The sequence below is a fragment of the Bradyrhizobium sp. genome, assembly GCF_035935975.1.
In the GTDB taxonomy this organism is placed as follows: Bacteria; Pseudomonadota; Alphaproteobacteria; order Rhizobiales; family Xanthobacteraceae; genus Bradyrhizobium.
Genome location: NZ_DASYWN010000022.1, coordinates 84,682 through 110,622 on the forward strand (window position 1 = coordinate 84,682; position 25,941 = coordinate 110,622).

Annotated in this window: 31 protein-coding genes; 20 read left to right on the forward strand and 11 right to left on the reverse strand. The window is 63.2% G+C overall.

Annotated features, from left to right (window positions below):
• Position 1 precedes the first annotated feature (1 nt).
• Positions 2-733: a Crp/Fnr family transcriptional regulator gene (locus VGR99_RS10340; RefSeq protein ID WP_326898238.1), complete on the reverse strand. Its 732-nt coding sequence runs from the start codon at positions 731-733 to the stop codon at positions 2-4.
• 1 nt (position 734) lies between these two features.
• On the reverse strand, positions 735-989 hold the full coding sequence (locus VGR99_RS10345; RefSeq protein ID WP_326898239.1) for a hypothetical protein: 255 nt from the start codon (positions 987-989) through the stop codon (positions 735-737).
• A gap of 313 nt (positions 990-1,302) precedes the next feature.
• Here VGR99_RS10345 and VGR99_RS10350 point away from each other — a divergent pair, with 313 nt between their 5' ends.
• The gene (locus VGR99_RS10350) at positions 1,303-1,503 is read left to right on the forward strand and encodes a DUF3606 domain-containing protein (RefSeq protein ID WP_326898240.1); all 201 of its coding nucleotides are present in this window, start codon (positions 1,303-1,305) and stop codon (positions 1,501-1,503) included.
• On the opposite strand, the gene VGR99_RS10355 is transcribed toward VGR99_RS10350, so the two are convergent.
• Positions 1,496-1,681 (reverse strand): hypothetical protein, encoded by a 186-nt coding sequence (locus VGR99_RS10355; RefSeq protein ID WP_326898242.1) that lies wholly within the window; start codon positions 1,679-1,681, stop codon positions 1,496-1,498. The two genes, VGR99_RS10350 and VGR99_RS10355, sit on opposite strands and share 8 nt — an antisense overlap.
• A gap of 111 nt (positions 1,682-1,792) precedes the next feature.
• Here VGR99_RS10355 and VGR99_RS10360 point away from each other — a divergent pair, with 111 nt between their 5' ends.
• The 5 genes from VGR99_RS10360 to VGR99_RS10380 all read left to right on the forward strand — a co-directional run bounded on the left by VGR99_RS10360 (position 1,793) and on the right by VGR99_RS10380 (position 4,690).
• Positions 1,793-2,128 carry a hypothetical protein gene (locus tag VGR99_RS10360; protein WP_326898243.1) on the forward strand — a complete coding sequence of 112 codons (336 nt, stop codon included), beginning with the start codon at positions 1,793-1,795 and terminating at the stop codon, positions 2,126-2,128.
• A 100-nt stretch (positions 2,129-2,228) separates the two neighbouring features.
• Positions 2,229-2,504, forward strand: a complete 276-nt coding sequence (locus VGR99_RS10365; RefSeq protein WP_326898244.1) for a hypothetical protein — start codon at positions 2,229-2,231, stop codon at positions 2,502-2,504.
• A 261-nt stretch (positions 2,505-2,765) separates the two neighbouring features.
• A complete protein-coding gene (locus VGR99_RS10370; RefSeq protein WP_326898245.1) occupies positions 2,766-3,575 on the forward strand; it encodes a tetratricopeptide repeat protein in 810 nt (269 codons plus the stop codon).
• 482 nt (positions 3,576-4,057) lie between these two features.
• Entirely contained in the window at positions 4,058-4,306 is a 249-nt protein-coding gene (locus VGR99_RS10375; protein ID WP_326898246.1) for a hypothetical protein, read from the forward strand.
• 126 nt (positions 4,307-4,432) lie between these two features.
• A complete protein-coding gene (locus VGR99_RS10380) occupies positions 4,433-4,690 on the forward strand; it encodes a hypothetical protein (protein ID WP_326898247.1) in 258 nt (85 codons plus the stop codon).
• Between the two features lie 13 nt (positions 4,691-4,703).
• On the opposite strand, the gene VGR99_RS10385 is transcribed toward VGR99_RS10380, so the two are convergent.
• Together VGR99_RS10385 and VGR99_RS10390 are read right to left on the reverse strand one after the other, a co-directional pair.
• Positions 4,704-4,934, reverse strand: coding sequence for a hypothetical protein (locus VGR99_RS10385; RefSeq protein WP_326898248.1), 231 nt, complete (start codon positions 4,932-4,934; stop codon positions 4,704-4,706).
• On the reverse strand, positions 4,931-5,131 hold the full coding sequence (locus VGR99_RS10390; protein ID WP_326898249.1) for a hypothetical protein: 201 nt from the start codon (positions 5,129-5,131) through the stop codon (positions 4,931-4,933). The genes VGR99_RS10385 and VGR99_RS10390 overlap by 4 nt, the downstream gene beginning before the upstream one ends.
• 567 nt (positions 5,132-5,698) lie before the next feature.
• Between VGR99_RS10390 and VGR99_RS10395 the strand changes: the two genes are divergently transcribed.
• The 6 genes from VGR99_RS10395 to VGR99_RS10420 all read left to right on the forward strand — a co-directional run bounded on the left by VGR99_RS10395 (position 5,699) and on the right by VGR99_RS10420 (position 10,886).
• A complete protein-coding gene (locus tag VGR99_RS10395) occupies positions 5,699-6,472 on the forward strand; it encodes a DUF4261 domain-containing protein (RefSeq protein WP_326898250.1) in 774 nt (257 codons plus the stop codon).
• Between the two features lie 157 nt (positions 6,473-6,629).
• Complete coding sequence (locus VGR99_RS10400) at positions 6,630-7,007, forward strand: hypothetical protein (protein ID WP_326898251.1); 378 nt, start codon at positions 6,630-6,632, stop codon at positions 7,005-7,007.
• 54 nt (positions 7,008-7,061) lie between these two features.
• The gene (locus VGR99_RS10405) at positions 7,062-7,490 is read left to right on the forward strand and encodes a GNAT family N-acetyltransferase (RefSeq protein ID WP_326898252.1); all 429 of its coding nucleotides are present in this window, start codon (positions 7,062-7,064) and stop codon (positions 7,488-7,490) included.
• A gap of 229 nt (positions 7,491-7,719) precedes the next feature.
• A complete protein-coding gene (locus tag VGR99_RS10410) occupies positions 7,720-8,988 on the forward strand; it encodes a CoA transferase (RefSeq protein ID WP_326898414.1) in 1,269 nt (422 codons plus the stop codon).
• Positions 8,989-9,089: 101 nt separating this feature from the next.
• Positions 9,090-10,319 carry an acyl-CoA dehydrogenase family protein gene (locus VGR99_RS10415; RefSeq protein ID WP_326898415.1) on the forward strand — a complete coding sequence of 410 codons (1,230 nt, stop codon included), beginning with the start codon at positions 9,090-9,092 and terminating at the stop codon, positions 10,317-10,319.
• 9 nt (positions 10,320-10,328) lie between these two features.
• Entirely contained in the window at positions 10,329-10,886 is a 558-nt protein-coding gene (locus tag VGR99_RS10420; RefSeq protein WP_326898253.1) for a flavin reductase family protein, read from the forward strand.
• A 10-nt stretch (positions 10,887-10,896) separates the two neighbouring features.
• Here VGR99_RS10420 and VGR99_RS10425 read toward each other — a convergent pair whose 3' ends face one another.
• Positions 10,897-11,805 carry an NAD(P)-dependent oxidoreductase gene (locus VGR99_RS10425; protein WP_326898254.1) on the reverse strand — a complete coding sequence of 303 codons (909 nt, stop codon included), beginning with the start codon at positions 11,803-11,805 and terminating at the stop codon, positions 10,897-10,899.
• A gap of 167 nt (positions 11,806-11,972) precedes the next feature.
• Here VGR99_RS10425 and VGR99_RS10430 point away from each other — a divergent pair, with 167 nt between their 5' ends.
• The 6 genes from VGR99_RS10430 to VGR99_RS10455 all read left to right on the forward strand — a co-directional run bounded on the left by VGR99_RS10430 (position 11,973) and on the right by VGR99_RS10455 (position 18,313).
• Entirely contained in the window at positions 11,973-12,956 is a 984-nt protein-coding gene (locus tag VGR99_RS10430) for an ABC transporter substrate-binding protein (RefSeq protein WP_326898255.1), read from the forward strand.
• A gap of 78 nt (positions 12,957-13,034) precedes the next feature.
• The gene (ilvD, locus tag VGR99_RS10435) at positions 13,035-14,729 is read left to right on the forward strand and encodes a dihydroxy-acid dehydratase (protein WP_326898256.1); all 1,695 of its coding nucleotides are present in this window, start codon (positions 13,035-13,037) and stop codon (positions 14,727-14,729) included.
• A 108-nt stretch (positions 14,730-14,837) separates the two neighbouring features.
• Positions 14,838-15,683 (forward strand): ABC transporter ATP-binding protein, encoded by an 846-nt coding sequence (locus VGR99_RS10440; RefSeq protein WP_326898257.1) that lies wholly within the window; start codon positions 14,838-14,840, stop codon positions 15,681-15,683.
• On the forward strand, positions 15,680-16,465 hold the full coding sequence (locus VGR99_RS10445) for an ABC transporter permease (RefSeq protein WP_326898258.1): 786 nt from the start codon (positions 15,680-15,682) through the stop codon (positions 16,463-16,465). The genes VGR99_RS10440 and VGR99_RS10445 overlap by 4 nt, the downstream gene beginning before the upstream one ends.
• A complete protein-coding gene (locus tag VGR99_RS10450) occupies positions 16,462-17,229 on the forward strand; it encodes an ABC transporter permease (protein ID WP_326898259.1) in 768 nt (255 codons plus the stop codon). Before VGR99_RS10445 ends, VGR99_RS10450 begins: the two co-directional genes overlap by 4 nt.
• A gap of 37 nt (positions 17,230-17,266) precedes the next feature.
• Positions 17,267-18,313 (forward strand): peptidase M29, encoded by a 1,047-nt coding sequence (locus tag VGR99_RS10455; RefSeq protein ID WP_326898260.1) that lies wholly within the window; start codon positions 17,267-17,269, stop codon positions 18,311-18,313.
• Here VGR99_RS10455 and VGR99_RS10460 read toward each other — a convergent pair.
• The 5 genes from VGR99_RS10460 to VGR99_RS10480 are packed head-to-tail and all read right to left on the reverse strand — an operon-like array spanning position 18,310 to position 24,035.
• Positions 18,310-19,302, reverse strand: a complete 993-nt coding sequence (locus tag VGR99_RS10460) for a 3-hydroxybutyryl-CoA dehydrogenase (protein ID WP_326898261.1) — start codon at positions 19,300-19,302, stop codon at positions 18,310-18,312. The genes VGR99_RS10455 and VGR99_RS10460 overlap by 4 nt on opposite strands.
• Before the next feature lie 3 nt (positions 19,303-19,305).
• A complete protein-coding gene (locus tag VGR99_RS10465) occupies positions 19,306-20,394 on the reverse strand; it encodes an NAD/NADP-dependent octopine/nopaline dehydrogenase family protein (RefSeq protein ID WP_326898262.1) in 1,089 nt (362 codons plus the stop codon).
• Positions 20,391-21,917 carry a long-chain fatty acid--CoA ligase gene (locus tag VGR99_RS10470; protein ID WP_326898263.1) on the reverse strand — a complete coding sequence of 509 codons (1,527 nt, stop codon included), beginning with the start codon at positions 21,915-21,917 and terminating at the stop codon, positions 20,391-20,393. The genes VGR99_RS10465 and VGR99_RS10470 overlap by 4 nt, the downstream gene beginning before the upstream one ends.
• Before the next feature lie 2 nt (positions 21,918-21,919).
• A complete protein-coding gene (locus VGR99_RS10475) occupies positions 21,920-23,209 on the reverse strand; it encodes an acyl-CoA dehydrogenase family protein (protein ID WP_326898264.1) in 1,290 nt (429 codons plus the stop codon).
• A gap of 7 nt (positions 23,210-23,216) precedes the next feature.
• Complete coding sequence (locus VGR99_RS10480; RefSeq protein ID WP_414645103.1) at positions 23,217-24,035, reverse strand: alpha/beta fold hydrolase; 819 nt, start codon at positions 24,033-24,035, stop codon at positions 23,217-23,219.
• 196 nt (positions 24,036-24,231) lie between these two features.
• Here VGR99_RS10480 and VGR99_RS10485 point away from each other — a divergent pair, with 196 nt between their 5' ends.
• Positions 24,232-24,993, forward strand: a complete 762-nt coding sequence (locus VGR99_RS10485; protein ID WP_326898266.1) for an SDR family oxidoreductase — start codon at positions 24,232-24,234, stop codon at positions 24,991-24,993.
• A gap of 28 nt (positions 24,994-25,021) precedes the next feature.
• Positions 25,022-25,858, forward strand: a complete 837-nt coding sequence (locus tag VGR99_RS10490) for an enoyl-CoA hydratase family protein (RefSeq protein ID WP_326898267.1) — start codon at positions 25,022-25,024, stop codon at positions 25,856-25,858.
• The last annotated feature ends 83 nt before the right edge of the window (positions 25,859-25,941 follow it).

A 25,941-nucleotide genomic window follows, 5' to 3' on the forward strand; every position in this document is an offset into this window, starting at 1 on the left:
CTCAGGACGACGGCGACAGATGGAGATAGCGCCCGTCGAACTGCGCCAGCTCCTGCAGCTTCTGCTCGTTGAGAATTGTCACCGTGCCGCGCTGCAGCTCCAGCACGCCGTCGACGCGAAGATCGCGCAGGATGCGGTTGGTGTGGACGCTGGTGACGCCCATGGCCTCGCCGAGCTGCTCCTGCGTCAGCGGGATGGCGAAGGTGTTGTCGATGACGCGGCCGACGATGCGCAGCCGCTCGCGCAGCTCGACGATGAGATGCGCCAGCCGGTTGTAGGTCGAGCGCTGGCCGACATTGACGATCCACTCGCGCGAAATCGCGGCATCCACCAGCGTGTCGCGCCAGAACATGTCGGCCACGCCCGGCCGCTCCCGGATCAGATCCTTCAGCGCCCGGTGGCCGATGAAAGCGAGCATGCAGTCGGACAGCGCGACGAGGTCGTGATCCACGGTCTCGTAATGCAGGTTCTGAAGATTGGGCAGGTCGCCGGGAATGTGGATCGACAGGATCTGCCGCCGCCCGTCCGCGATGGTCTTGGAGCGGACGCAGAAGCCGTCGGCGATCAGGCAGCACTCGCTCGGCTGCTCGCCGTCGCGCAGCACGGTCTGGTTTTCGCGGTAATGGCGCAGGGTGAACGGCAGCGCGGCCAGAGCCTGCAGATCTGCATCGGCAGCGCCAGTTGTCGTTCTCAGGCGCTCGAACAGCGGCGGCCAGATCCTGTCGCTTGTCACTTCACTTGATCCCCCACGCGCCGGGGGCGCGTCGGGGATCAAAAAGCACGAAGGCGGCCTTGCTGTTGACAACAAAGGTTAAATTGAGCCGCCGCCGCTTCGCAACATTGTGGACGATCGGTTTCCAGCGGCGGCGAATGCAACAAATGTTAAGTCGCAAGGACGGCGGGAGGCGTGCCTGCCCCCTGACATTAATCAGGACGATGTTCCCGGATAGGAACCAAATCGCGATTGGCCCGTTGCGCTGGCGATTCATGGGCTGTCGCCAACGCGAGCCCGTGAGGATGTCGTGCCTCGGTCAGGATGTCCGGGGGCCGAAGATCGGCTTCGCGGCGATCCGCCGTTCGGGCTTTGGACGTTGGATGTGGAAAGGGGAGTCTTGTGGCAGCCGACCTGATTTTCAGAGTCGCCATCATCACGCTGTTCGTGTTCTCGGCGGTGCTCGCCTCGATGCTGTGGCTGAGTGTGTGAAGCGCGGCGCGCTGCGACGATGGAAGTTCGACCGGCCCGTTGTTTAGGAACGGCCGGTGCATTGCCGCGTTTTCCCGGGGAGAACGAGGAGCAGCCGCATGGACAATCTGACGAAGCGCGAGCAGCCGGACCGCAGCAAGATCAACATGCACGAGGCGTTCGAGGTCAAGTACTGGACCCACGCGCTCGGCGTCTCCAGGGAAGAGTTGCAGAAGGCCGTGGACAAGGTCGGCAATTCAGCGGCGACCGTCCGCAAGGAGCTCGCCGCGAGCCGCAGCGAGGCGCGCGGGACTACTTGATGCTGACGAACATGCCCCAGGCGGCGGCCAGCGCCGAGGCGGTGAAGAGCACCACCGGGCTGTCGCAGAACGCGCTGCCATAGCTGCAGACATCCGCGCCGAACTGGCCGAGCTCGTGACGGCCGGCGGAATAGAACAGCCCCGACATTCCCAGCAATGCGGCGGCGACGTAATACATCGACGTTCTCTCCGAAGGGTTTCGACCCGCGCCCTCGCAGGGCGACGTGTCCCAGCTTGGCGCGAACAGATTTCGTTCCGCCGAATCCGATTTGGAGCATTTGATTAAAGTTTGCTGCGTCGGGTAAAACAGGGGCAGTATGGTGGGGTGGGCGACGCGTTGGTCGGGGCGCTGTTGCGCCGGGCGATTATGGTAGATGGCAGGTCCGCTCGCGGCCCTTACGCAATCATCCGCCCACGTATGTCCAAAGATACATACATCGTCAAATCCGGACCGCAGGTTTATCACGCGGCGACACCGCAGGACGCGCTTGCGCTGGGCGAACAGATGGAGGCCAAAGGGATGGATGACGTCTGGATCATTATCATCGATCAGTATGGCACCGTCCATTGGGGTCTCGAAAGCTTGCGATATGCGCTCAAGGACGTTGGTCCGTCGGACGAATGATGGTTTTCGCTATCGCTTTAAGGTTGAGGCAATCAATTCACGCTATTGGCTCGCCTGCGGCCTTCGAGATGGCCGCGGTTGGTGCCAGGGATCGTGTCGAATGTACTTGCTCACGGCCGGTCTGATCGTGTTGGCCTTGACTGCGCTGGTGGCCTCTCGTCGGGCCGGGCGTCTGCCGAGGACCCGTCAGGGTCGGTTCGCAGCGATTTGGCCCGTATTCTGCTCCGGAATTCTTGCGCTGGGGCTGCTCGCAATTTGGCGTGCTCAAGACGTGCAGGACGTCGGGTCCTCCGTAACGCTCGATCTCCTCATGCTTGTTGTCGCCTTCAATGCCGGCTGGTTCATTGGCGTCTTTGGCGTGTTGTCGTGGGATTGAGGTGCCGCGATCGAAAAGCGCATCGGACAAGACCGCCGACGCGCTACCATGACTCACCGTCACGTTGGCATCGTCCTGTTGATATCAGGTGTTGGCCCGTAACAGACTCGATCAATATTGAAGCGAATTCTTAAACGCCCGCGAACGTCCGGCTGCTAAGGGCGGAGCATGAGAGTCCTGTCGGCATGGATCGCTGAACATCTCGCCGGCGATATCGAATGACGCGGGCGTGCCGCATGTTCCGGGCGAGGGCATAGCAAGATGATCAGCCGCTCTTCTCTGACGCTTGTCCTGACGGTGTCCGCCGTCCTTGTCGGCTTTGTCGCCACCGCCCCCCGGTTTTCCTCCGCGAGCGATGCCGATCGCAGGACTTGCGCGGACCGGAAAGCAACCGCGCGCGACACGGTCGCGGCCTGCACGAGCGTGTTGAACGATCCACCCAGTGTGTCGGACCACGCAAACGCACACCAGCATCGCGGCATAGGCTACCTCCTGCTCGGGGATTTCGATCGCGCGATCGCCGACCTCGACGCGGCCATCAAGCTCGATCCGAACTACAGTTCAGCCTACGCAGGCCGCGCCTTGGCCTATTGCACCAAGGGCGATTACGATCGCGGGATGGAGAACGCGAAACAGGCGATCAGGCTGGATCCCAGATCCGCCAAGATGATTACGTACCGCGGCATCTGCAACAAGGAGAGGGGCGCGTGGCGAGAGGCCCTTGCGGATTACGACGAGGCCATCAGGCTGAGCCCGAACGACTTCGACCACTACAATTCCAGGGGCGACGTCTATCGGGAGCTCGGCGACGAGCGCGCCGCCCTGGCGGATTTCGCAACGGCCATTCGGCTGAGCCCCGACAATACGCAGTCTTATCGCAAGCGCGGCAGCCTCTTCTTCGACAAGAACGAGTATGACAGCGCGTTCGCGGATTACGACAGGGTGATCAGGCTGGATCCGACGGATAATACCGCCTGGGCGATGCGGGCCTTTCTTTACCAGCAGAAGGGGGACATGACCCACGCGGTGGCTGACCTCGAGCAGGCCCGAAAGCTGGGCTTCAAGAACTAGACGCGGGGCTTCGGAATTGATGCGCGCGCTCGCGGGTGGAATCTTGACGCTGGCGATGCTGACGGGTCTCTACTTCTGCGGATCGCCGGAATACCGGAAACTGAAGAAAGAGTGCGTCGAAACCGGCATGGAGCATTCGGACGCCCCATCGGACGATGAGCTGCATCGGTTGTGGATGGCGTGTCGCAGGATAGGTTTTGGCCCTCCCTTGTGAGGTGGTTCCGAAGTCTGCGTTTCCAAAGCTCTGAGCGATCGCCGCGGGCGACGAAACCGTCCTGAAACAATCCTGAAACCCGATTGTCCTGAACGCCTTGCCCGCTGGTCTCGACCAACGAAGCGATAAGGAGACAATCATGATCCAGACTGGTTCGAAGGAAGAAGTCGCGTTTCTGCTGATGCTGTTCGGCACCCACACCCAGCCGGTGAAGCGGCCGAAGCCGAAGTCGCGCCAGAACTGAAGCGACAGGGCTGAGGTTGAATCCATGCCCGGCTTGGCCGAGTGCCAGAGCCTCTTGCGTCTTCTGATCGCAAGGGGCGATCCGAAGGCGATCCCGCAGGCCAAGGGCGCCATCGACCAATATCTCAACACGGCGCCGGTCTGCGCCCGCGGGCGCGGCCTGCGCGTGCTCCAGCGCGATGCGCTCGACCTGCACGCTGCCGCCGTCGGCGTGCAGCGCTCGTTCGCCGAAACGGTGGACGCCTATATCGAGGGCAAGCTCGCGGAGGAGTGAGAGCCGGCCCGCTTTGCCGCGCTCGTTCGCGTGAACGTCGCGCACTTTCTGCCTGGCATCCCTCTTGCTGAACACCGTCTCAATCCCGGCCCTGACATGCGGGCTGATCCAGATTGAGGCGATCCCATGCAAGCAACGTCCCGTTTTGAAGCGACCGCGTCCCTCCAGCTCCACGCGCTGATTTCCGACCTGCAATGGCGGATCCAGATGCTCGAGGGCGACATTGCCGAGGAGGAGCGCAACACCGGCAATGCCGATCCCGGCAGCGCCACCTATTCCATGCTGGCCCAGAACCTGCGCGCGCGCAGGGACAATCTGCGCGTCTCGGTCGCCCTGCTGGAAGCGCGGGGCGCGCGGACGCCGGAGGTGCTGCGCGCGGCCTGAGCCGCCGCGGCCGCTATTGGCGAACCACCGGCTCGCGCCGCTGCGGCGGCACGGCTTGCGGCGAATGGGCAGGTCCCCTGAGCAGGCCGATCTTGCGGCCGAGCTGCCAGACCTCGACGTTGCCCCGGCGCGTATAGCGCTGCGCGAGGACGAGGGCATCGGCATCGGACGGCGCCTCGAAAGCCTCGGCCGATCGAAACACGCCGTTCTCGCCGACGAGGTAGGCGCGATAATGCTGGGTCATGTCGGCGCCCTCAGGCCGGGCGAATGCAGCCAGGCCTCGATCCGTATCGCCGCCTCGTCCTGCCGCGCCCGGCGCAGCAGGATCTCGCGCCGGCGCCCCGGCGCCAGCCTGCGCGCTTCGGCGCGAAGCCGCGCGACGTCGTCCGCAAGGCGTTCGTTGAGAGTCTTGGTCTGTTTGAAACGGCGCCGCTTCAGCATGGCGCTGCTCCCTGTTGGTGTGGGGCGGGAGCGCAATCTGCGTTCTCATCACCGACATCTGCCAGGGGCCTTGCGGTGATGGGTTAACCATAGGCCTGCCGGTATTGCGGCGTCACTATCAAATGTTGGGTGGCCGGCGGAAAGGTCGAGCAGGGGTTGAAGGCGCGGTTTTTAGCGGTTTGAGTGGGTTGCTCACCTTTCGAGCGGCCCTGCTGCATTGCGCGCGCTTGGCGGAAGCGCCAAAGGGCCGGATGGCTTCGACCAAGAATCTCATCTGCTGAAGAGCGCATTGGCACAATCGAAGTTTGACGCTTTGGGCAAAGCACATCGACAGAGCCCGTGTGCAGCAACCTCCCGCGGGTTTTCTCTTTCCGGGCGCTTGGAGGATTTCGAAGCCGATGAGTTGATGCCGTGGAATGAGCAGTCCTCTAATCGCCATCGCGCCGAACGCGAAAGTTGAAAGTCGGGCGGAAATGCACGGTTGACATTGTTCCCTGTTTGTTCCATCTTTCACTCAACCTGTGGGCGAACTGCGGATCATGGCTTAAAGCGTTGGGGTGGCGGTCGATGAGTAAGTCTTTTCTTGCTTTGGTCCTTTTGGAATCGCCTGCAACTCCAAACATGGTCGCGCTAGCTGAGGCCGTTCGCGAGCGACACCCCGGACTTCCGGTCGATGTCGACGGAGGCGGCGAGGAGAGCGCCCGCCGGGATTCGCCGCTCATCCGCTGTGGCAACGAGCTCGTTGCAGTGATGGCGATGCCGGCGCCGATCCCGGAGGATCCAGGCTTGTGGTCGCGCACGTCCAGGACATGGCCGCAAGCCGAGGCGATTGCGGCCCGGCACCGAGGACATCTGATCGTTTCGGTGCTTGGCCAGAACCAGCCGCCGTTGCCCACGGCTCGTCTGACGACTGCCGTCATCGGCGCGTTGATTGCGACCATGCCGCAATGCTGCGCCGTGGTCTGGAATGGCAAGGTCGCGCGACCCGCCGATCTATGGTTGGACTTGTCGAACCAGTCGTTCGCGCCGTTCCCCGACTATCCGAGCTCGCTCTGGGTCGACATACTGCCGTTCCGGGCAGAGGGCGGCATCGGCGCAGTGACGACAGGCCTGTCGGCATTTGCCGGGCGTGAAATTCAGTTCGAGACTCACAAGCTGCCGCTCTCAACATTGATCGACAAGGTAGACGGTCTTGCCGTTTATCTGATTGAGCACGGAGACGTGGTCAAAGACGGTGACACGTTTGGCAGCAGCGCGCGCGAGCGATTCACGGTTCGTCACGAGAACTCCGAGCAATTCGGCGACTTGCCCGTGCTCTTCTGTAGCGACAGCTCGGAATGATCGAAGCGATGATACGAGGGAGTCGCAGGCGTGAGGTTAAGTATTGATCGTTTGACACGTCGGGCAAAACACTGGCAGAATGGCATCATCGCAAAATTCGGAAAAAAGCCCGCGGGATGCCGCGGGCTTTTTTGTTGGCAGGGGAGGAAAATAGTTCATGGCTGCGTCCCCAAATGAAAGACGAAAGCCGAAGGCGCCAAAACTCTATCGTGTCGGATTGGATTTCAGAATCCACACGCCCCCCGGTTTGGAAATGGAGAATTTCACGGCTCTTGGCGTCGGCCGCGTGCTGCTCTCACCGCGTGGCAAGCGAAGCTTTCCTCCGCTCGCCGAGACGCCACGACTGCTGATCGACAAATCACTCGGGCGGCCGCCGGTCGATTGGGAGCTCAGGGCCGATTTTCAGCATCTGCGGAGATGGCGAAAGAGTGTGGAACAGGCGCAGAGCTACACCTTCAAGGCCGTGATTACGGTGCTTGCGACCGGCCTGATGGGGGCCGTCTGGCTCGGCGTCAAGGTCGTGCTGGGCAAATGAGCCTTGGCATCGCCGCGCCAGCACTCACGTCATTCCTTGTGAACAGGTCGCCTCATGTACAGAATTCGTATGGTCGATGTGTCTGATGATGACGTTGCAGATACCCTGGCCGATCTGCATCGGCTGACGTTCTTCGATGCCGCGGCGATGCCGGATTTCGATCTCGGGGCGTGGTGGCTTGCGTATTGCGGTGATGATCCCGTCGCCTTCGCAGGCGTCGTGCCCTCCACTCATGCACGAAATTGCGGCTACTTCTCGAGAGTCGGCGTCTTGCAGCAGCATTGGGGAAGGGGACTTCAGCTCAGGTTGATGCGGGCTATCGAAGCGAGGTCGCGGCGCATCGGATGGAATGGTATCGTTTCGGATACAACGGATAACAGTTACTCAGCGAATAATTTTATCAAGGCGGGCTATCGGCTGTTCGAGCCCCAGGTACCCTGGGCGTGGTCGCATACGCTCTATTGGCGAAGATCGCTTCGCTGAGCGGGGTTTCCCGCGGTGCGGAACGCAGCCTTCATGCGCGGCGGCGCAAGTTGTGGTAGAATCTGGTGAGCGCGGAATGTCCAAGGGCCCGGCAGCTTGATGGCTGCCGGGCCCTTTTGCGTATTGAAGCGTTGCGGGCGAGGTACTTGCGAAGTTGGCGGCGCCGGGCTTTAAGTTTGCACCTGCAGGAAATTCGGCGACCATAAGCCGATGTAAGGGAGCGCTGTCGATGCCCACCAAGCCTCAATTGCCGGAACGCTCGTCGCGGGCGACGGGCGCGCCTACCGCGCTCGATGGGCTCCTGGTGGTCGATTTCACGCGCGTGGTGGCGGGGCCGGCCTGCACGCAGACGCTTGCAGATTTCGGCGCGCGCGTCATCAAGATCGAGAATCCGGACGGCGGCGACGATACCCGCGCCTACGAGCACGCCGAAATCGGCGGCGAAAGCGCCGCCTATCTCAGTCTGAACCGCAACAAGAGCGGCATCGCGCTCGATCTGGCCGTACCGGAGGCCCGCGAGATTGCGCTCGACCTGATCCGCAAGGCCGACGTGGTCGTGGAGAACTTTTCCAGCGGCGTCATGAAGAAATTCGGTCTTGATTATGAGGCCGTCGCACCGCTCAATCCGCGGCTGGTCTATTGCTCGATATCGGCCTATGGACGGACCGGTCCATTTGCTTCGCGGCCCGGATTCGATCCCATCACGCAGGCGGAAAGCGGCTTCATGTCGCTCAACGGATTTGCCGATGGCCCGGCGGTTCGGACCGGCCCCCCCATCGTGGACATGGCGACGGGGATGTCTGCCTGCAACGCCATCCTGCTGGCGCTGTTGGCGCGGGACCGGATCGGCCGCGGGCAGCATGTCGAAGTCGCCTTGTTCGACGTCGCCATGGGTATGACCGGCTTCTACGGCATGGCCTATCTGATCAATGGCGAGAATCCCGGCCGGTTCGGCAATTCGCCGAGCGGGTCCCCCACAGTGGGTGTCTACGAGGCCTCCGACGGGCCGCTCTACATGGCCTGCGCCAATGACCGGCTCTATCGTCGCCTGGTAGTCGAGGTGCTGAACAGGCCCGATCTGATCACCGATCCGCAGTTCGCCTCGCGCAAGGCGCGTTCCGAAAACAAGGAGCTGCTGCGCGCAGCCATCGCGGAGGTTTTCGCGAGTGATACCCTCGAGAACTGGATGGCGAAGATGAAGCTGGCCAATATTCCGGTCGGCTATCTCCGGACGGTCGAGGAGGGGTTCAATGCGCCCGAGGCCCGCGAGCGTCATCGCCTGAACCGGATTCCCCATCGTACGGCGGAATGGGTGCCCAATATCGAGCCGCCGATTACCATGAGCGTGACCGGTGCGATCGATCCCGTTGCTGCCCCCCTGTTGGGTGAGCATACCGAGGACGTCCTGCGCGACACGCTCGGTTACGATGAGCGCCGAATTTCGGAGTTCACCCAAAAGGGCGCCTTTGGATCAGGCAAGCCACCGACGTCAGCCTGAATCTGATCGACCCCAAACGATTGAGCATCGCGCCCCGGCGCCGCATCTGCTTGATTTGCCGAAGTTCCCGCCGCATAACTATGTTGAAGCGAGGGACACGAATGGCGCCTGGTCAAGAGCCGAGCATGGACCAGCCGACGGGGCCGGAAGCAGGCGAACGCGCCTATGCGGCCATGATCGCGCAGGCCCAGGCGCTCGTGCCGCGGCTGCGAGAGCGGGCGGCGCGGACCGAAGAGTTGCGGCATCTTCCGCCGGAAACCGAAAAGGATCTCCACGACGCCGGCCTGTTCCGGATGCTCCAGCCGAAGCGCGTCGGTGGTGCCGAGCTTGACTATGTTGCCCTTGTCGATTGTGCCGAGCTGCTCGGCCGGGCGGATGCCTCGGTGGCGTGGAATTTTGCCAATCTGGCGAGCCACCACTGGATGCTCGGCATGTTCGAGCAGAAGGCGCAGGATCTGGTCTGGCGCCGCGATCCGGATGCGCTGATTGCGTCCTCGTTCATTTTTCCTGCCGGCCGTGCCACGCGAGTCGAGGGCGGATACCGCTTGCGCGGCAGCTGGCCGTTTTCCTCCGGCGTTGCCTCCTGCGAATGGAACATGCTCGCAAGTGTCGTCTACTCGGACGACGAGGCTGATGGTATCGAGTATCGAATCTTTCTGCTGCCGAAGGGCGACTACAAGGTGCTGGACACCTGGAATGTCGCGGGGTTACGCGGTACCGGTTCGTGCGACGTCGAGGTCAGGGATGCCTTTGTGCCCGACCACATGACGGTCGCCGTCGGTGATCTTGCCGGCGGTCCGACGCCGGGAAGCAAAGTCAATTCCAATCCGTCCTATACTTTGCCGGTGTTTTCGCTGTTCCCTTACGTTCTCTCCGGCGTCGCGCTCGGGAACGCGCAGGCGTGTCTCGACGACTATACGGAGGTCGCGCGGCATCGCATATCGACCTACAATCGCGCCAAGCTCAGCGACTTTCAAAGCACGCAGATCAAGATCGCGGAGGCGTCGGCCAAGATCGATGCGGCGCGCCTGATCATGCGCTCTGCCTGCATCGAAGCGATGGTGGATGCGCGGCGTGGTCATATTCCCAGCATGGCCGCCAAGACCAGGTACCGGCGCGACGGAGCTTTCTCGGTCAATCTTTGCACCGAAGCCGTTTCGATGCTCTTTGCCGCGAGCGGGGCGCGTGGCCTGTTCACGACGGGCGTGTTGCAACGGCAATTCCGTGATGCGCACGCGATCAATTCGCATCTCGCATTCAATTTCGACGCGGCTGGAACCAACTATGGACGTGTGGCACTTGGCCTGCCGTCCGAGAATCTCACGTTGTGAGGCCGGCCGATGTCTGATCTGCCGAAGCAGCCGGCCGTTTCCGATCCTGCCAATGAACTCGCGAGCGACAGTTCGCCGATCGATCCCCGCGACTTTCGTAACGCGCTCGGCGCGTACGGAACGGGCGTCACGATTATTACCGCGACCGCCGCCGATGGAAAGCCTTACGGTATCACCTGCAATTCGTTTGCGTCGGTCTCCCTGAACCCCCCGCTGGTCCTATGGAGTCTCGGAATCTACTCATCGAGCCTGCCCGTATTTCAGAACGCCAGCCATTTCACCGTCCATGTGCTCGGCACCTCGCAGCAGGCGCTCGCGAACAGGTTTGCAAAATCGTCCGAGGACAAATTCGCTGGAGTCGATTGGACGCCGGGCCTCGGCAACGCTCCGGTGCTCGTGGAAAGCGTCGCGAACTTTCAATGCCGGTCCGTCAATCGTTATTATGGCGGCGACCACGTGATCTTTCTCGGTGCCGTCGAGGCCTACGCTTACAACACCGCGGAGCCGTTGCTGTTCGCGCGGGGCTCGTATGGCCGGTTCCTGGCCGACGACGAGCGCAAGAAGTAACCGTAACGCTTCAGCGCCCTGCTGCTGAAAGTTTGTAGATCTCCAGCGCATCGGCCTCTGCGCCTCGTGTGGCCTTGGCCAGTCTGAAGATCTGCCCGGCGAGCGATGCCATCGGTATCGGCGTCGACGTCGTCTGTGCGACGTCGGCGACCGTATCGAGATCCTTAAGCATCGTGGCGATATGTCCCAGCGGCGGTGAGTGAATGCCCTGGGCCATCCGGGGCACGAACAACTGAAGCGGAATGGAATCCGCAAAGCCGCCGGCGAGTGCTTCGGGCAATCGATTGGCGTCAATTCCGGCGTTCACCGCAAGGCGTGTCGCTTCCGCAAGCACGGCCATTGCGCATCCGACGATCACCTGGTTGCAGAGTTTCGTGGTCTGGCCGGCGCCGGTCGGACCCATGTGGGTAAACCTGCGCGCCATGGCCAGGACGTAGGGGCGGGCCCTCTCGATGTCAGCCGCTTCGCCGCCGGCCATGATTGCAAGCGTGCCTTCCTCAGCGCCCTTGGTGCCGCCGGACACCGGCGCATCGATCCAGCCGGCGCCATTGGCCGCCTTCAGTCGCGTTGCAAGGTCGCGCGCGGCATCAGGATGAATCGACGAGAAGTCGACCACGAGCTTGCCCGCGCCGGGAGCCGCCGCAAGACCTTCTGCCCCGAAAATCACCTCTTCGACGGCCGTGGCATCCGTCACGCACATGAAGACGATATCCGAGTTCGCGATCACGTCGCGGGGCGAGACTGCGCGTTTGGCGCCGGACGCGACGAGCGGAGCGACCTTGCCTTCCGAGCGATTCCAGACGCTGACCTGATAGCCGGCCTCGAGCAGGCGCCGGGTCATCGGCGTCCCCATCAATCCAAGGCCGAGATAGCCGAGCCGCTCGACGCCTTGCGGGTTTGTCTTGCTTGCATCAGCCATAAGTTGTCTCCTTCTGTCGCAGCGCAAACGCAGCCTTACCATACATTGCAGGTCGGGCCGCGAAACTGCCCGGCTCGCATGGCTTGCCTGATTGTTTGAACCATGAAACATTTGCGGCAGTCGGGTTGGATGGCGCCGGTCGGCGCCGGAGCAGCGGAGTGGGCACGATGCGAACCGTTTCGAAGTGGATCCTGGCTTTGGGGGCCGCAGCGGCCGTAAATGCGGGCGCGGGCCCGTCATGGGCGCAGCAGACGATCCGCGTCGGCTGGACCATCCCGGCCGAGGAATCCAAGTACTGGATGATGCGCCGCCCGGCCAAGTTTCCCAATATCGGCAAGACCTACAACATCGAATGGACCCAATTTCAGGGCACCGCGCCGATGACGCAGGCATTGGCCGCCGGCGCACTGGATTGCGCGACGCAGGCGCCGCTGTCGCTCGCCAACGGCGTGGTCGGCGGCAATCTCAAGGCCTACATCGTGGCGCAGCACGTGTTCGAGAAGCCGGGCGGCTTCTCGGTTTATTGGGCGGTCATGGATGACTCGCCGATCAAGACGATTGCCGATCTCAAGGGCAAGACGGTCGGCATTTCCGTGATCGGCGGCGGCACCCAAGGCCCATTCAACCTGCTTCTGAAGCAGAATGGCGTCGATCCGGCCAAGGATATCAAGCTGGTCGAGGTCGGTTTCGCCGTCTCCGAGGACGCGCTGCGCCAGGGCCGCGTCGACGCCGTCAACATGAACCAGCCGTTTGCCGCGCGTGCGGAGGCGAAGGGCGGCACCCGAAAGCTGTTCTCACTGTCGCAGGCCATGCCGAACATCGTGCACATCCTGGAAGCATGCCGCGCCGATTTCGTCGACAAGAACCCGGAACTGGTCAAGGCCTATGTCCGCGACATCACCTCGGGCATGAAGAAGGCGTTGGCGAACCGCGAGGAGACGCTGAAGGTCGTCAACGAAGTCCTGAAAGCGCCCATTCCGGTGCTCGAGACCTATCTGCTCAAGGACAATGATTTCGGTCGCGATCCCGGCGCGGCACCGAATTTTCCGGCGATCCAGAAGATGCTGGACATCTATGCCGAGACCGGAATGCTGCCGAAGCTGGACGCCGCGCAGTTCAAGCACCCGACGATCGTCGCGCCGCTGGAATAGGCGGTCCGGCGATTTATCCAGGCAAAAAGATCGCAACGTCCCGGGCAATCCGGGACGTTGCATGAAGAAGATGCACGTATGAAGAAGCTACGATCACGAGTTACGACAGACGGTCTCGACCGGGCTCCGCACCGCGCCTTCATGCGTGCCATGGGGCTCGATGATGCTGCGATTGCCAAGCCGATGGTGGGCGTCGTCAGCATGAAGGGCGAGCAGACGCCCTGTAACATGACCCACGACTTTCAGGTGGCCGCGGCCAAGACGGGAATCGAGGAGGCCGGCGGCACGCCGCGCGAATTCTCGACCGTCTCGGTGTCCGACGGTATCAGCATGAATCACGAGGGGATGAAGTTCTCGCTGTTTTCCCGCGAGCTGATCGCCGACTCGATCGAGGCCGTCGTCCATGGTCTCGCGTACGATGCGCTGATTGGGTATGGCGGATGCGACAAGACGCTGCCCGGCGTGATGATGGGCATGGTCCGCTGCAACGTGCCGTCGATCTTCATCTATGGCGGCAGCTCGCTACCGGGGCGCGTCGATGGGCGAACCCTGACCGTGCTGGACTCCTATGAGGCCGTCGGCAGCTTCATGACCGGCGAGATCGACGGTGCCACGCTCGAACGTATCGAGCGCGCTTGCCTGCCGACCATCGGCGCATGCGCCGGCCAGTTCACCGCGAATACGATGGGGATGGTCTCGGAGGCGATGGGCCTGACCATTCCAAACGTCTCGATGGTGCCCGGTGTCTATGCCGAGCGCGCGCAGATATCGCGGCGCGCGGGCCGGCTGATCATGGAGATGCTGGAGCGCGGCGGACCGCTGCCGCGCGACATCGTGACGCGGAAATCCCTCGAGAACGGTGCGGCGATCGTTGCCGCGACGGGCGGCTCGACCAACGCCGCGCTGCATCTGCCGGCGATTGCGAACGAGGCCGGCATTGCGTTCACGATCGACGACGTCGGCAAGGTCTTTGCCAGGACGCCGCTGATCGGAAATTTGCGGCCGGGTGGCAAGTACACGGCAAAGGACGTCTACGACATCGGCGGCGCCGCCGTGGTGATCCGCGAACTGATCCAGAGCGGTCATATCGATGGCAGCTGCATCACCATCACCGGGCGCACGCTGGCTGAGGAATATGGCGCCGCGAACGCGCCCGACGGCGAGGTCGTTTACGCCTCCCGTGCGCCGATCATGCCCGATGGTGGCGTGGCGGTGCTGAAGGGCAATCTCTGTCCTGATGGTGCCGTGATCAAGGTCGCGGGTTTGAAGAGCCAGTTCTTCGAAGGCGTGGCGCGCGTCTTCGAAGACGAGGAGGCCTGTGTCAAGGCGGTTCGTGATCGCAGCTACAAGGCGGGCGAGGTCCTCGTGATCCGCAACGAAGGGCCGGTCGGCGGCCCCGGGATGCGCGAGATGCTCGGCGTTACGGCACTGATTTACGGTCAGGGTATGGGCGAAAAGGTGGCCCTGATCACCGATGGCCGATTCTCCGGTGCCACCCGTGGCATGTGCATCGGCTACGTGTCCCCGGAAGCATTCGTAGGCGGACCGCTGGCGCATGTTCGTGACGGCGACAGGATCCGGATCGATGCTGTAAACCGGCGCATGGATATGCTGGTCGACGAGCAGGAACTTGCCGCGCGGCAACGCGATTGGAAACAGCGCCCGCCGCGTCACCGCGCAGGAGCGCTCGCAAAGTATGCGCGACTGGTCGGTCAGGCGCCCGGGGGAGCCGTCACGCATGAAGGCCCGGCAGAATGGCCCTGGTTCGAATGACGCGCTGGACCCTGTCTGGCAAGCTTCTTGCTAAGCTCGTGCTGCTGATGGAGGACATTCAGCAGGTTCGTTGAGTAATGTCCGCGCGCGAGTGAGACGAGAGACGTGATGAAGGTAGTGCCTTCGCGATCGAATGAATGGGTGAGCCCGGTGACGTTGCAAAAGCCGGCTTCTGCGATCATCGAGATCGACCGCGTCTCGCAGGTTTTTCAGACCTCGGCGCGCAAGGACCATTTGGCGTTATCGGACATTTCACTGACGATCGAGGAGGGCGCCTTCGTCTCCATCCTCGGTCCGTCCGGTTGCGGCAAGTCGACCCTGCTTTACATCGTTGGCGGCTTCGTCAGCCCGACCAGCGGCGCGGCGAAGATCAAGGGACAAGCGATCACGAGACCGGGGCCGGATCGCGGCCCGGTGTTCCAGGAGTTCGCTCTATTCCCGTGGAAGACCGTGCTGGGTAACGTGATGTACGGCCCGCGCCAGCAAGGCGTGCGCGCAACTGAAGCGGAAGCGCAGAGCCGGGCCCTGATCGAGATGGTCGGTCTCAAGGGTTACGAGAATTTCTATCCAAAGGAGCTGTCGGGCGGCATGAAGCAGCGCGTGGCGCTGGCCCGGACGCTGGCCTACCATCCCGAAGTCCTGCTGATGGACGAGCCGTTCGGCGCACTGGACGCTCATACCAGGACGCGCCTGCAGAACGATCTCCTGAACATCTGGGAGCGCGACCGCAAGACGGTGCTGTTCGTGACCCACTCGGTCGACGAGGCGGTCTTCCTGTCGGACAAGGTCGTGATGATGTCGAAATCGCCCGGCCGCATCCGGCAGGTGATCGACATCGATCTGCCGCGGCCGCGCCGGCGTAACGAGCTCTTGCTCGACCCGCGTTACCAGAAATACGTCGTCGACATCGAACGCATGTTCGACGAGAGCGACCAGGCCGGGTCCGCTTCATGATCTCGCCGGCTGCCATAGTCAAGCGCGCCGCTCCGGTGATTGCCTGCATCGGGTTGCTTGCAGCGTGGCAGGTCGCCTCGCTTGTGCTGAAGAACGACAGCTTCCCGACCGCGCTCGAGGCAATCCGCGCGATCCCGGACATCCTCGGTGACAAGGAGTCGTTGATCAACATCCTCGCCTCGCTCCGCCGTATGGCGATAGGATTCGGCATAGCTGTGCTGGTTTCGATTCCGCTCGGCCTGTTGATGGGGCGGAGCCGAGCCGTCGCGGCTTTCTTCAACCCGCTGCTCATGGTGATCTACCCGGTGCCGAAGGCGGCCCTGATGCCGATCATCATGCTGTGGCTGGGCGTCGGCGACGTCACGAAGACGCTGGTGATCTTCCTCGGCGTCAGCCTGCCCGTGATCTATCATAGCTTTGAGGGCGCCAAGGCGGTCGAAGAGAAGATGCTGTGGTCGGGCGCCGCCATGGGGCTGTTGCCGCTGCAACGCCTAGTGCGGATCGTGTTACCGGCGGCGCTGCCGGAAATCCTGACCGGGTGCCGTACCGGGCTCGTGCTGGCGCTGATCACGATGATCACCAGCGAGATGATCGCCCGCCAGTCCGGTGCCGGGAACATCCTGTTCAATGCGCTCGACATGGGCCAGTACGACACGGTCTTCGCGATGATCATCATCGTGGGGGCGATGGGAATTTGCCTCGATGCGATCTTCGAGCGGGTTCGCGCACGGCTGGTGCGCTGGTCCGAGCCTCAGTTCGACATGCCACTGAGCTTCTCATGACATCGCGCCTTCTCCCGGCAAACCTCATTCTCGGGCTCGCGCCGATCGTGCTCGTGATCGCGCTGTGGCAGGGCCTGGTGTCATTCGGCTTTGCGCCTGCGGTCCTGCTGCCGCCGCCGGGATACGTCTTCAGCCGGCTGTTCCAGCAGCTCTTGACCTGGACGTTTCAGCAGGAGATCGCGGCGACCCTGATCCGGCTGTTTGCCGGCTTTGCGATCGCGGTCGTGTTGGGCGTCGGCATCGGCATCGCCGCTGCCGCCAGTCCCGCGATCAATGCCGTGGTTAGGCCAATCGTTCGGGTGTTGGCTCCTTTGCCGAAGGTTGCGCTCTATCCGGCGCTGCTGCTGCTGCTCGGCTTTGGCCACGGATCGAAGATCACGCTGGTCGCGGCGGACGCGCTGTTTCCCATTCTGCTGTCCACCTATTACGGCGCCTCGACCGTCGAGCAGAAGCTGATCTGGTCGGCCATGGCAGCGGGTACGCCACGCTACGAGGTCCTGTTCAAGGTGGTGCTACCGGCGGCGATGCCGTCGATTCTCACAGGCTGCCGGATTGGCCTTGTCATTTCCTGCATCGTGGTGTTTCTGGCCGAGATGATCACGTCGACGGACGGATTGGGTCACGCGCTCGTCACCGCGGCCCGGACCTTCCAAGCTGTCGACATGTTCGTGCCGCTGATCACGATCTCGCTGCTGGGATTGATCCTGAACGGCCTGTTGGGCGCCGTGCGATCCTACCTCCTACGGGGCTTCCCCGAGGCGTGATCTGACGAACAAGAAACCAGAAGACCGGGAGTGAACCATGTTGGCCGATCGCATCGAGGCAAAATGGATCGACGCGTTTTGCGAGATCTTTGAGCGCTGTGCCGTCAAGGCCGGCGATACCGCCGCTATCCTCTCGGAAACCCAGTCGCGCGCGCTGAACGTGCATCTGGCGGAGCTGGCCTTGCTGCGAATGGGAGCGAAGCCGTTTCACGTCGTCATGCCGACGCCGCGCAATCGGAACATCGTTCCGGTTCGCTCGACGGGGGCGAGCGAGGCGATTCAGAAGCTTGGTCCGGTCATCACCGCGCTTCAGCAGGCCGGCTTTGTCGTGGATTGCACCATCGAGGGCCTGATGCACGCGGTGGAGACGCCGGAGATCCTCAAGGCTGGTGCACGCATTCTGGTGATCTCCAACGAGCATCCGGAGGCTCTGGAGCGCATGGTGCCGGATGCCGCGCTGGAGAAGCGCGTTCGTGCGGCCGCGAAGATGCTGCGCGGGACCAAGCGGATGCGGGTCACCTCGAAGGCCGGAACGGCGCTTGATGTCGACATGGTCGGTGCGTCCACGGTCGGCGTGTGGGGCTGGACCGATAAGCCCGGCACGCTGGCGCATTGGCCCGGCGGCATCGTCGTCAGCTTCCCCAAGAGCGGAACGATCAACGGCACGCTGGTGATGGCGCCCGGCGACATCAACCTGACCTTCAAGCGCTACCTGACCTCACCGGTGAAGATGACATTGAAGGACGATTATGTCGTCGAGCTGGAGGGCGAGGGCACAGACGCCGCGATGATGCGCGCCTATCTCGCTGCCTGGGGCGATCGCGAGGCCTATGCGGTCTCGCATGTCGGTTTCGGCATGAATCCGGGTGCTCGCTACGAGGCGCTGTCGATGTACGATCAGCGCGACACCAACGGCACGGAAATTCGCGCCGTCTCCGGCAACTTCCTGTTCTCGACCGGCGCGAACGAATTCGCCGGCCGCTACACGGCCGGTCACTTCGATTTGCCGATGATGGGAACGACCATCGAGCTTGATGGCGTCGCAGTCGTGCGGGAAGGCGTGCTTCAGGACGTCTTCGGTTAGCCGCGATCGAGCACGGGCGGGCGAGCCAGGTCGAAGTGCCTGAGCAGGTCCACCATGGCCTGGAGGCGCTTTACGCGATAGGCATCGACGTCCATGCCTGAATAGTCGAGAAAGCCCGCACCCGTTCGCAGGCCGATCCGCCCTTCATGCATGTTGCGTGAGATGACTTCAGGCGCGCGATAGCGGTCGCTGCCGAGCGCGCCTTCGAGATAGCGGCTCGCATAGTACAAAATGTCGCCGCCACCCCAGTCGATGAATTCGAGCAATCCCAGCACGGCGTAGCGGAAGCCGAAGCCGTAGCGGATCGCCTTGTCGATCTCCTCGGCGCTTGCGACGCCTTCTTCGACCATGCGCGCTGCCTCGTTCATCGCCAGCGCCTGGATGCGAGGAACGATGAAGCCGGGCGTCGCTGCGCAGACCACGGGCTTCTTGCCAATGCCCTCCAGCAGCGCCTTGACCTCGTCGATAATGGCGGGATCGGTGGCCTTGCCGGGCGAAACCTCGACCAGCGGGATCAGATAGGCCGGATTCAGCCAGTGCACGTTGAGAAAACGGCGGGGATTGACGATCGCGCCCGAGAGATCGTCAACAAGGATGGTCGAGGTCGTCGATGCAATGATCGTGTCCGGGCCGACCTGCCTTGAAGCCGTCCCCAGCACCTCGCGCTTGAGCTCGACGACTTCAGGAACCCCCTCGAACACCATTCCGGCCTCGGCGAGCGCTGCGCCGCTTTGGCTCGCCGGCACCACCGACACGCGTGCGATGAGCGGGTCGACATCCGCTTCGGTCAGCAGCCCCAGCTTCGAGAGGCTTGCAAACGTTGTCCTGACTTCGCCGAGCGCGTCTGCCTCCAGTTTGGCAAAATCCTCCGCTGACCGAGCCTTGATGTCGATCATCGTGACCGGATGCCCCGCGTAGGCGAACGCGACGGCGATGCCGCGTCCCATGCGGCCGGCGCCGAGACAGGCAATGTTGGCGCGGCTGGTCATCGGTCAAAATCCCTTGCGAAGAAGCGTTTGGAGTTCGGCCTTGCCGAGCTTACCTAGCCCGAGCGTCTCGAGCGTTCGGCCGCCCTGTGCAAAATCCTCGTCGCAGACCGCGCCGCCAATAGCCAGGAATGCCTTTGCAAGCGGCGTGGCCACGCCGGCCAGGCCGGCGACTGAGACCAGCAGCGACAGCCCGAGCCGCAAATCCTCGCGCATATAGCGGTGCTCGGTCAGAACGATCCGCTCACGCCAGTCGCCGGAATCGGTCAGCCGGTCATGCGAGCCGCGGCCATACATCCAGATCTCGCCTTCCTTCGCGTAATGGTGCGCCAGCGGGAAATGCGGCGCGCCATATCCGAGCGCCTCGCGCACGGCGATCCGCTCGCCATCCAGCGCGTCCGTCACCCGGCGGATCGCGGCTTGCGTGCCTTCTTTGTGAATGTCCCAACGCTCAAAATGCTCGATCGGACCTGCATTCATCACGATCAGCGGTGGATGGATGATCGGACCGGCGTTCATCAGCGCGCCGGACAACGCATCTCCGCAAGGCTCGATGGCATCCGGGAAGGCGCGTCCGATCACTTCAAGTGCATGTGGCGCGCGGTCGAGCGGGAACACGCCGACGGGCAGCCGCTTGGCGCGGATGGTGATCGCGACCTCGAACGGCCCGTGCTTGCGGGTCAACCAGGGCAGCGTACCCGTCTCGGCAAAGCTCGCCTTGGCGTGGTTGCCGGCATCCCGTGCTGCTTGGGCGAAGATCATCGAGCCGAATGTCGCCGGCGGCAGGAATACGACCTGGCCGTCGCGCAGGTGCGGCGCAAGCTGGCGAGCAATGTCAGCCTGCGCGAAGGCGGGGGCAGGGCACAGGATCAGCTCTGCGCCGCTAACGGCTTCGGCGATGTCGGTCGTGACCAGCTCAAGCTTCACATCGTGCCGGCCGTTATGATCCTTCACCAGGATGCGCGAGCCGGCCGTGCGATGTGCTGCGACCTGATCGGCATCGCGGCGCCAGAGCCGGACCTCATGGCCCGACAGCGCAAAATCGCCTGCGGCCGCGAAAGAGCCGTTTCCCCCACCCAGAACCGCAATCTTCAAGATGCTTCTCCTTGCGCCCTCGATTGCGCATCAAGCTGCTTCAGCAGGAAATGCTGGACCTTGCCCAGTGCCGTGCGCGGCAGGTCAGTGACGAAGACGATGTCGCGCGGCACCTTGTAGCGCGCGAGCTGTGCCTGAAGGTGCGCTCTCAGCTCATCCGCTTCGAGCCTGCAGCCGGATCGCCGGATGACATAGGCGATCGGGACTTCGTCCCAGCGCGGATCGGGCCGGCCGATCACGGCGCATTCGCTGACATCGGGGTGTTCGAGCAGGACGCGCTCCACCTCGGCCGGATAGACGTTCTCTCCGCCGGAAATGATCATGTTCTTCTTGCGATCGCGGACCCAGAAATAGCCGTCGGCGTCGCACAGGCCGATATCGCCGGTGCGATACCAGCCATCGTGAAGCGCATCGCGCGTGGCGTCCGCATTGCCCCAATATTCGAAGAACACGTTGGGGCCGCGCACCGCGATCTCGCCCGGCGTGCCAGCAGGTACTTCATTGCCGGCCTGATCGATCATCTTCGCTTCGCAGCACAGGCCGGCAAGTCCGGTCGATCCCGCACGCGAGAGATCGCCGCCCAGGCGCGTGTAGACTGCGATGGGGCAGGTCTCGGTCGAGCCGTAGACCTGGAGCACGGGAACGCCGCGTGCAACGAAACGGTCGATCAGGTGCGGCGGCACGATAGTCGATCCGGTGGCGACAGCCTTCAACGATGAGAGGTCAGTCGTCGCCCAGGCGGGATGCTCGCTCACGGCCTGGATGATCGCGGGCACCATCACCGTCAGTGTCGGCCGCTCGCGTTCGATCGCGGCGAGCGCGCTATCCGGGGTGAAGCGGGCGTGGATCGTAACAGTCGCGCCGAGCTGGAGCGCTGCGGTGGTCTGGATATTGAGGCCGCCGACGTGGAAGAACGGAAGCACCGTCAGCACATGATCGTCGGACGTCATGTTGTGCATGTGCTGGCTCATGACGCCGTTCCAGAACAGCGCCTCCTGCCGGAGCACCGCACCCTTCGGCCGCCCGGTCGTTCCTGAGGTGTAGACGATCAGAAGCGGGCAGGAGAGATCAGTGTGCGGATTGCGGCCATTGCCCTCGCCGCGGGCCAGCAGGCTTTCAAACGTCGTCCCGCGCGGCGGCACGAAATCAAGGCCGATGACGGCAGTGCCCGGCGCGAGTTCGGAAAGAACCCCCTCGAACGCCTGCTCGAGCACCAGGACTTTGGCGCCGGCATCAGTGAGGATGAAGAGCTGCTCGGCGACGGCCAGCCGCCAGTTCAGCGGCACCAGCATCGCGCCGAGCCGCGCGCATGCGTAGAGCAGAACCAGGTAGTCCGGCCGGTTCAGGCTCAGGATCGCGACGCGGTCGCCGCGGCCGACGCCAAGCTCCTGCTTCAGGGCTGTCGCGGTCTGTTCGATGCGTGCCGCAAAGGCCGCGTAGCTCAGCCGCTCCCCTTCGAAGGCGATGGCTGTCTTGTCTGGCGAAAACGCCGCGTTGCGATCGATCAGACTGCAGAGATCCACCGTCAGTCGTCCGTCTCGCCGGTCTCGTAAAGCGCCTCGCGACCGATCCGGTCGAGACAGAGCTCGGCCGTCCAGGGCAGCATCAGCGAGCCGCAGCGGCTGTCGCGATAGATTCGCTCCAGCGGCAGCGAGCGGAGCATGGCCTGCCCGCCGCAAGTGCGGATCGCGAGCGCCGCGAGTTCATTGGCGCCTTCCATGACCGAATACTGCGCAGCGTAGGCGCGGAGCACCTGTTCCTTGCTCGGATTGGCGCACGCTTCGGTGACGGCCTGGAACCAGATTCCCTTGATCTGCTCCAGCTTGATCTGCATCTGCGCGACCGCGATCTGCTTGGTCGGATACATCCGCCGCTTGACCGGCGGCATGCCCGGCACTTCGCCGCGCAAATAGCGCACGGTGAAATCATAGGCGGCTTGCGCGAGGCCCATATAGGTCGGTGACAGCGTCAGGAACATGTGCGGCCAGCGCATCGCCGCCTGGAAATAGACGCCGCGCGGCATCAGCGCGGAATCCTCCGGCACGAACACATCCTTGAACAGCAGCGTTCGCGAGACCGTGCCGCGCATGCCGAGCGGATCCCAGTCGCCGACGACCGAGACGCCTTCCGATTTTGCGGAGATCGCGAGGTAGAGAGTATTGCGGCGCGACGCCTTCTCGCCTTCCTCGATCTCGGTGCAGAGCACACCGTAATAGTCGGCGTGGCCGGAGAGCGAGGCAAAGATCTTCTTGCCGTTGACGATCCAGCCGCCCTTGACGGGTTTTGCCTCGGTGCCGAAGGCGACCCCGCCCGCTGCCGCTGCGCCGCCTTCCGAGAAGGGCTGTGAGTAGATCGCGCCATCCTCAATGATACGCTTGTAGTGAACTGCGCGTCGCTTTTCGTGCTCGGCGCGGGTCTCCGCGTCCATGTCGAGATCGTCGGCGAGCGGGCCCGACCATAAGGTCGAGCAGACATGCATGTTCCAGGTGAGCGCCGTGGCGCCGCAATAGCGGCCGATCTCGGCGGCCGCCAGGGCATAGGTCTGATAGTTCGCACCGAGCCCGCCATGCTTCTTGGGAACGGCGATGCCGAGCAGGCCGACGCGGTGCAGGTCACGATAGTTCTCGGTCGGGAAGACCGCCTCGCGATCGTAGGTCGCGGCGCGGCCCGCGAACACGCTCTGGCCGATCTCGCGGGCGCGGGCGATGATGTCGGCCTGCTCGTCGTTCAGGCGGAATGCCACGGGATCGAAGATCGGCGCATCCAGCGCGACCTTGCCAGTTGCGCCGATGGTCTTGCTGACTTGCATGGTCATGGCGCGGTCATCCGTGTTTTGCAGCGACAGAGTCGAGGAAGCCACCGAGAGCCTTGTCGAAGGCGCCGGGACGTTCAAGGTTGGCGAGATGACCAACGCCGGCCAGCTCGACATATTCAGCGGCAGGAATGTAAGTCGCCGTCTTCGCCATCATCGGCGCGGGCGCATTATTGTCCTTGGAGCCGGACAGCAACAGCGTCGGCACGGAAATGTCCTTGAGCGTGTTGCGCTGATCGAACCCGATCAAAGCCAGCATCATGGCGCGGTAGCTCGCCTCGGGTACGCTTGCCATGCACGCGCGCGCAAGCTCCATTCCCTCAGGATCAGGATCGTCGCCCACAAGTTCCTTCACCAGTGAAGGTGCCAGCGACTTCATCGTTTCGCCGCGATCAAGCGGCCCAAGCCGCGCTGCGATGAACGATTTTTGCCAGTCGCCGTCGGCCTTGCCGAAGGCCGGGCTGGTTTGCGCGAGCACCACCGCGCGCGCGAGCTTCGGCGATTGCACCAGCCATTTCTGGACGATCATGCCGCCGATGGAATGGCCGACCAGGATCGGCTCGCTCGCGCCGAGCTGCTCGATGAACTGCTGGAGTGCATCGGCAAGGGCAGCGATGCTGACGCTGGCGAGCGGCGCCGATCCACCATAGCCGGGCATGTCCCATGCGATCGCGCGGAAGCGGCCGCTGAATGTGGCAAGCTGTTGCCGCCAGGCCCGCGCCGCACCGCCGATGCCATGCAGGAAAATCAGGGGTATCGCGCCCGGATCGCCGGCGGCTTCGTAGGCGAAGCGTCCGTCCTTTGTTATCATTGGCGAAGGCTGCGGCACGCGACATCCTTTGGCTTGGCTAGGCGATGCTAACAGGCTTGTGAGGGATGGGAAGAGATAATTTTATACTTAAAGCAATTTTCGGGCCGGTCTGTTGCGCGGGGCATTTGCAGCGTCGATCGGCGCACGCGTTGCAAAAGCTTGAAGGTTAAAATATATCGGAAGAACGATCAGCAGAATTCCAGGGAGCTCGCGCATGTCCGGATTGCCGCACTCGCCACACGCGCTGGTGACTGGTGGTGGCCGCGGCATCGGCCGCGCGATTGCGGCGTCTCTGGTCGGCGCGGGTGCTACCGTAACGGTGTTGGGCCGGAACGCCGCTACTCTCGAAGAGGCGGTCAGCGCGGGTGCTGCACATTTTGCAGCCATAGCCGACGTGTCGAATGAAGCGTCGATGAAAGCCGCGATCGCCGAGGCGCATGCGCGAAAGCCGATCGATATCCTGGTCGCCAATGCGGGCAGCGCCGAATCCGCGCCATTTGCGAAGTCCGACAGCGCCTTGTTTGCGCGCATGATGGATGTCAATTTCATGGGCGTGGTTCATGCCATTCAGGGCGTTCTGCCGGGCATGAAGGGTCGTCCCTACGGGCGCATCGTTGCGGTTGCCTCGACGGCGGGGCTCAAGGGCTATGCCTATGTCAGCGCATACGTCGCCGCCAAGCACGCGGTGGTAGGCCTCGTGCGTTCCCTCGCACTCGAAATGGCCGGGAGCAACGTGACCGTGAATGCGGTTTGCCCCGGATTCACCGATACCGATCTGGTCGCGGGCAGCATCGACAACATCATGAAGAAGACGGGGCGAACCCGCGAGCAGGCGATTGCCGAGCTCGCCAAGCACAATCCGCAGGGGCGGCTGATCTCGCCTCAGGAGGTCGCGGATGCCGTGCTCTGGTTGTGCGGCGAGGGCGCCAGTGCGATCACCGGTCAGGCGATTGCCGTTGCCGGCGGCGAAATCTAGCGGCTCGGAACAAGGAAAAGGACAACGCATGAGCAGACCCGCCAATCCCGTGACCGTGCCGATCGCCGATTATTCGCCGCAGCACTTCCTGCTGGCCGTGGTCGATGGTGTTGCGACCGTGACGCTCAATCGTCCTGAGCGGAAGAACCCGTTGACCTTCGAGAGCTACCGCGAGCTCACCGATTTCTTCCGCGCCTGCGCCTTCGACGACGAGGTCAAGACCATCGTCGTCACCGGCGCTGGCGGCAATTTTTCGTCCGGCGGCGATGTCTTCGAGATCATTGGTCCGCTCGTGAAGATGGACACCAAGGGGCTGACCGCCTTCACGCGGATGACCGGCGATCTCGTCAAGGCGATGCGGGCGTGCCCGCAGCCGATCGTGGCGGCGGTCGAGGGCATCTGCGCCGGTGCTGGCGCGATCATCGCCATGGCGTCGGACATGCGCCTTGCCGCGAGCGGGACCAAGGTCGCGTTCCTGTTCAACAAGGTGGGTCTTGCCGGATGCGATATGGGCGCCTGTGCGATCCTGCCGCGGATCATCGGGCAGTCCCGCGCCTCCGAGTTGCTCTACACTGGCCGGTTCATGACCGCCGAGGAGGGCGAGCGGTGGGGCTTTTTCAGCCGCATCCTGACGCCGGAGCAGGTGCTGCCCCAGGCGCAGCTGCTGGCAAAGCAGGTCGCGGAAGGGCCGACTTTCGCCAACACCATGACCAAGCGGATGCTGGCGATGGAATGGGCAATGTCGGTGGAGGAAGCCATCGAGGCGGAGGCGGTTGCCCAGGCCCTCTGCATGACCACGGCGGATTTCGAGCGCGCGTTCGAGGCCTTTGCCAACAAGGTCAAGCCGGTCTTCAGGGGCGACTGAGCCCCGGCTTTGCGTGCAATTAAGGCTAAGCCCAAGACCCGGCCCGAGGGCAGGGCGGAGGTGACAATGCCGCTTGCGGCGGA

Coding starts and splice junctions, on each gene's coding strand:
- VGR99_RS10345 (WP_326898239.1), bottom strand. CDS start 989: ATGAATCGCCAGCGCAACGGGCCAATCGCGATTTGGTTCCTATCCGGG.
- VGR99_RS10350 (WP_326898240.1), top strand. CDS start 1,303: ATGGACAATCTGACGAAGCGCGAGCAGCCGGACCGCAGCAAGATCAAC.
- VGR99_RS10355 (WP_326898242.1), bottom strand. CDS start 1,681: ATGTATTACGTCGCCGCCGCATTGCTGGGAATGTCGGGGCTGTTCTAT.
- VGR99_RS10365 (WP_326898244.1), top strand. CDS start 2,229: ATGTACTTGCTCACGGCCGGTCTGATCGTGTTGGCCTTGACTGCGCTG.
- VGR99_RS10370 (WP_326898245.1), top strand. CDS start 2,766: ATGATCAGCCGCTCTTCTCTGACGCTTGTCCTGACGGTGTCCGCCGTC.
- VGR99_RS10375 (WP_326898246.1), top strand. CDS start 4,058: ATGCCCGGCTTGGCCGAGTGCCAGAGCCTCTTGCGTCTTCTGATCGCA.
- VGR99_RS10380 (WP_326898247.1), top strand. CDS start 4,433: ATGCAAGCAACGTCCCGTTTTGAAGCGACCGCGTCCCTCCAGCTCCAC.
- VGR99_RS10385 (WP_326898248.1), bottom strand. CDS start 4,934: ATGACCCAGCATTATCGCGCCTACCTCGTCGGCGAGAACGGCGTGTTT.
- VGR99_RS10390 (WP_326898249.1), bottom strand. CDS start 5,131: ATGCTGAAGCGGCGCCGTTTCAAACAGACCAAGACTCTCAACGAACGC.
- VGR99_RS10395 (WP_326898250.1), top strand. CDS start 5,699: ATGAGTAAGTCTTTTCTTGCTTTGGTCCTTTTGGAATCGCCTGCAACT.
- VGR99_RS10400 (WP_326898251.1), top strand. CDS start 6,630: ATGGCTGCGTCCCCAAATGAAAGACGAAAGCCGAAGGCGCCAAAACTC.
- VGR99_RS10405 (WP_326898252.1), top strand. CDS start 7,062: ATGTACAGAATTCGTATGGTCGATGTGTCTGATGATGACGTTGCAGAT.
- VGR99_RS10410 (WP_326898414.1), top strand. CDS start 7,720: ATGCCCACCAAGCCTCAATTGCCGGAACGCTCGTCGCGGGCGACGGGC.
- VGR99_RS10415 (WP_326898415.1), top strand. CDS start 9,090: ATGGCGCCTGGTCAAGAGCCGAGCATGGACCAGCCGACGGGGCCGGAA.
- VGR99_RS10420 (WP_326898253.1), top strand. CDS start 10,329: ATGTCTGATCTGCCGAAGCAGCCGGCCGTTTCCGATCCTGCCAATGAA.
- VGR99_RS10425 (WP_326898254.1), bottom strand. CDS start 11,805: ATGGCTGATGCAAGCAAGACAAACCCGCAAGGCGTCGAGCGGCTCGGC.
- VGR99_RS10430 (WP_326898255.1), top strand. CDS start 11,973: ATGCGAACCGTTTCGAAGTGGATCCTGGCTTTGGGGGCCGCAGCGGCC.
- ilvD (WP_326898256.1), top strand. CDS start 13,035: ATGAAGAAGCTACGATCACGAGTTACGACAGACGGTCTCGACCGGGCT.
- VGR99_RS10440 (WP_326898257.1), top strand. CDS start 14,838: ATGAAGGTAGTGCCTTCGCGATCGAATGAATGGGTGAGCCCGGTGACG.
- VGR99_RS10445 (WP_326898258.1), top strand. CDS start 15,680: ATGATCTCGCCGGCTGCCATAGTCAAGCGCGCCGCTCCGGTGATTGCC.
- VGR99_RS10450 (WP_326898259.1), top strand. CDS start 16,462: ATGACATCGCGCCTTCTCCCGGCAAACCTCATTCTCGGGCTCGCGCCG.
- VGR99_RS10455 (WP_326898260.1), top strand. CDS start 17,267: ATGTTGGCCGATCGCATCGAGGCAAAATGGATCGACGCGTTTTGCGAG.
- VGR99_RS10460 (WP_326898261.1), bottom strand. CDS start 19,302: ATGACCAGCCGCGCCAACATTGCCTGTCTCGGCGCCGGCCGCATGGGA.
- VGR99_RS10475 (WP_326898264.1), bottom strand. CDS start 23,209: ATGACCATGCAAGTCAGCAAGACCATCGGCGCAACTGGCAAGGTCGCG.
- VGR99_RS10485 (WP_326898266.1), top strand. CDS start 24,232: ATGTCCGGATTGCCGCACTCGCCACACGCGCTGGTGACTGGTGGTGGC.
- VGR99_RS10490 (WP_326898267.1), top strand. CDS start 25,022: ATGAGCAGACCCGCCAATCCCGTGACCGTGCCGATCGCCGATTATTCG.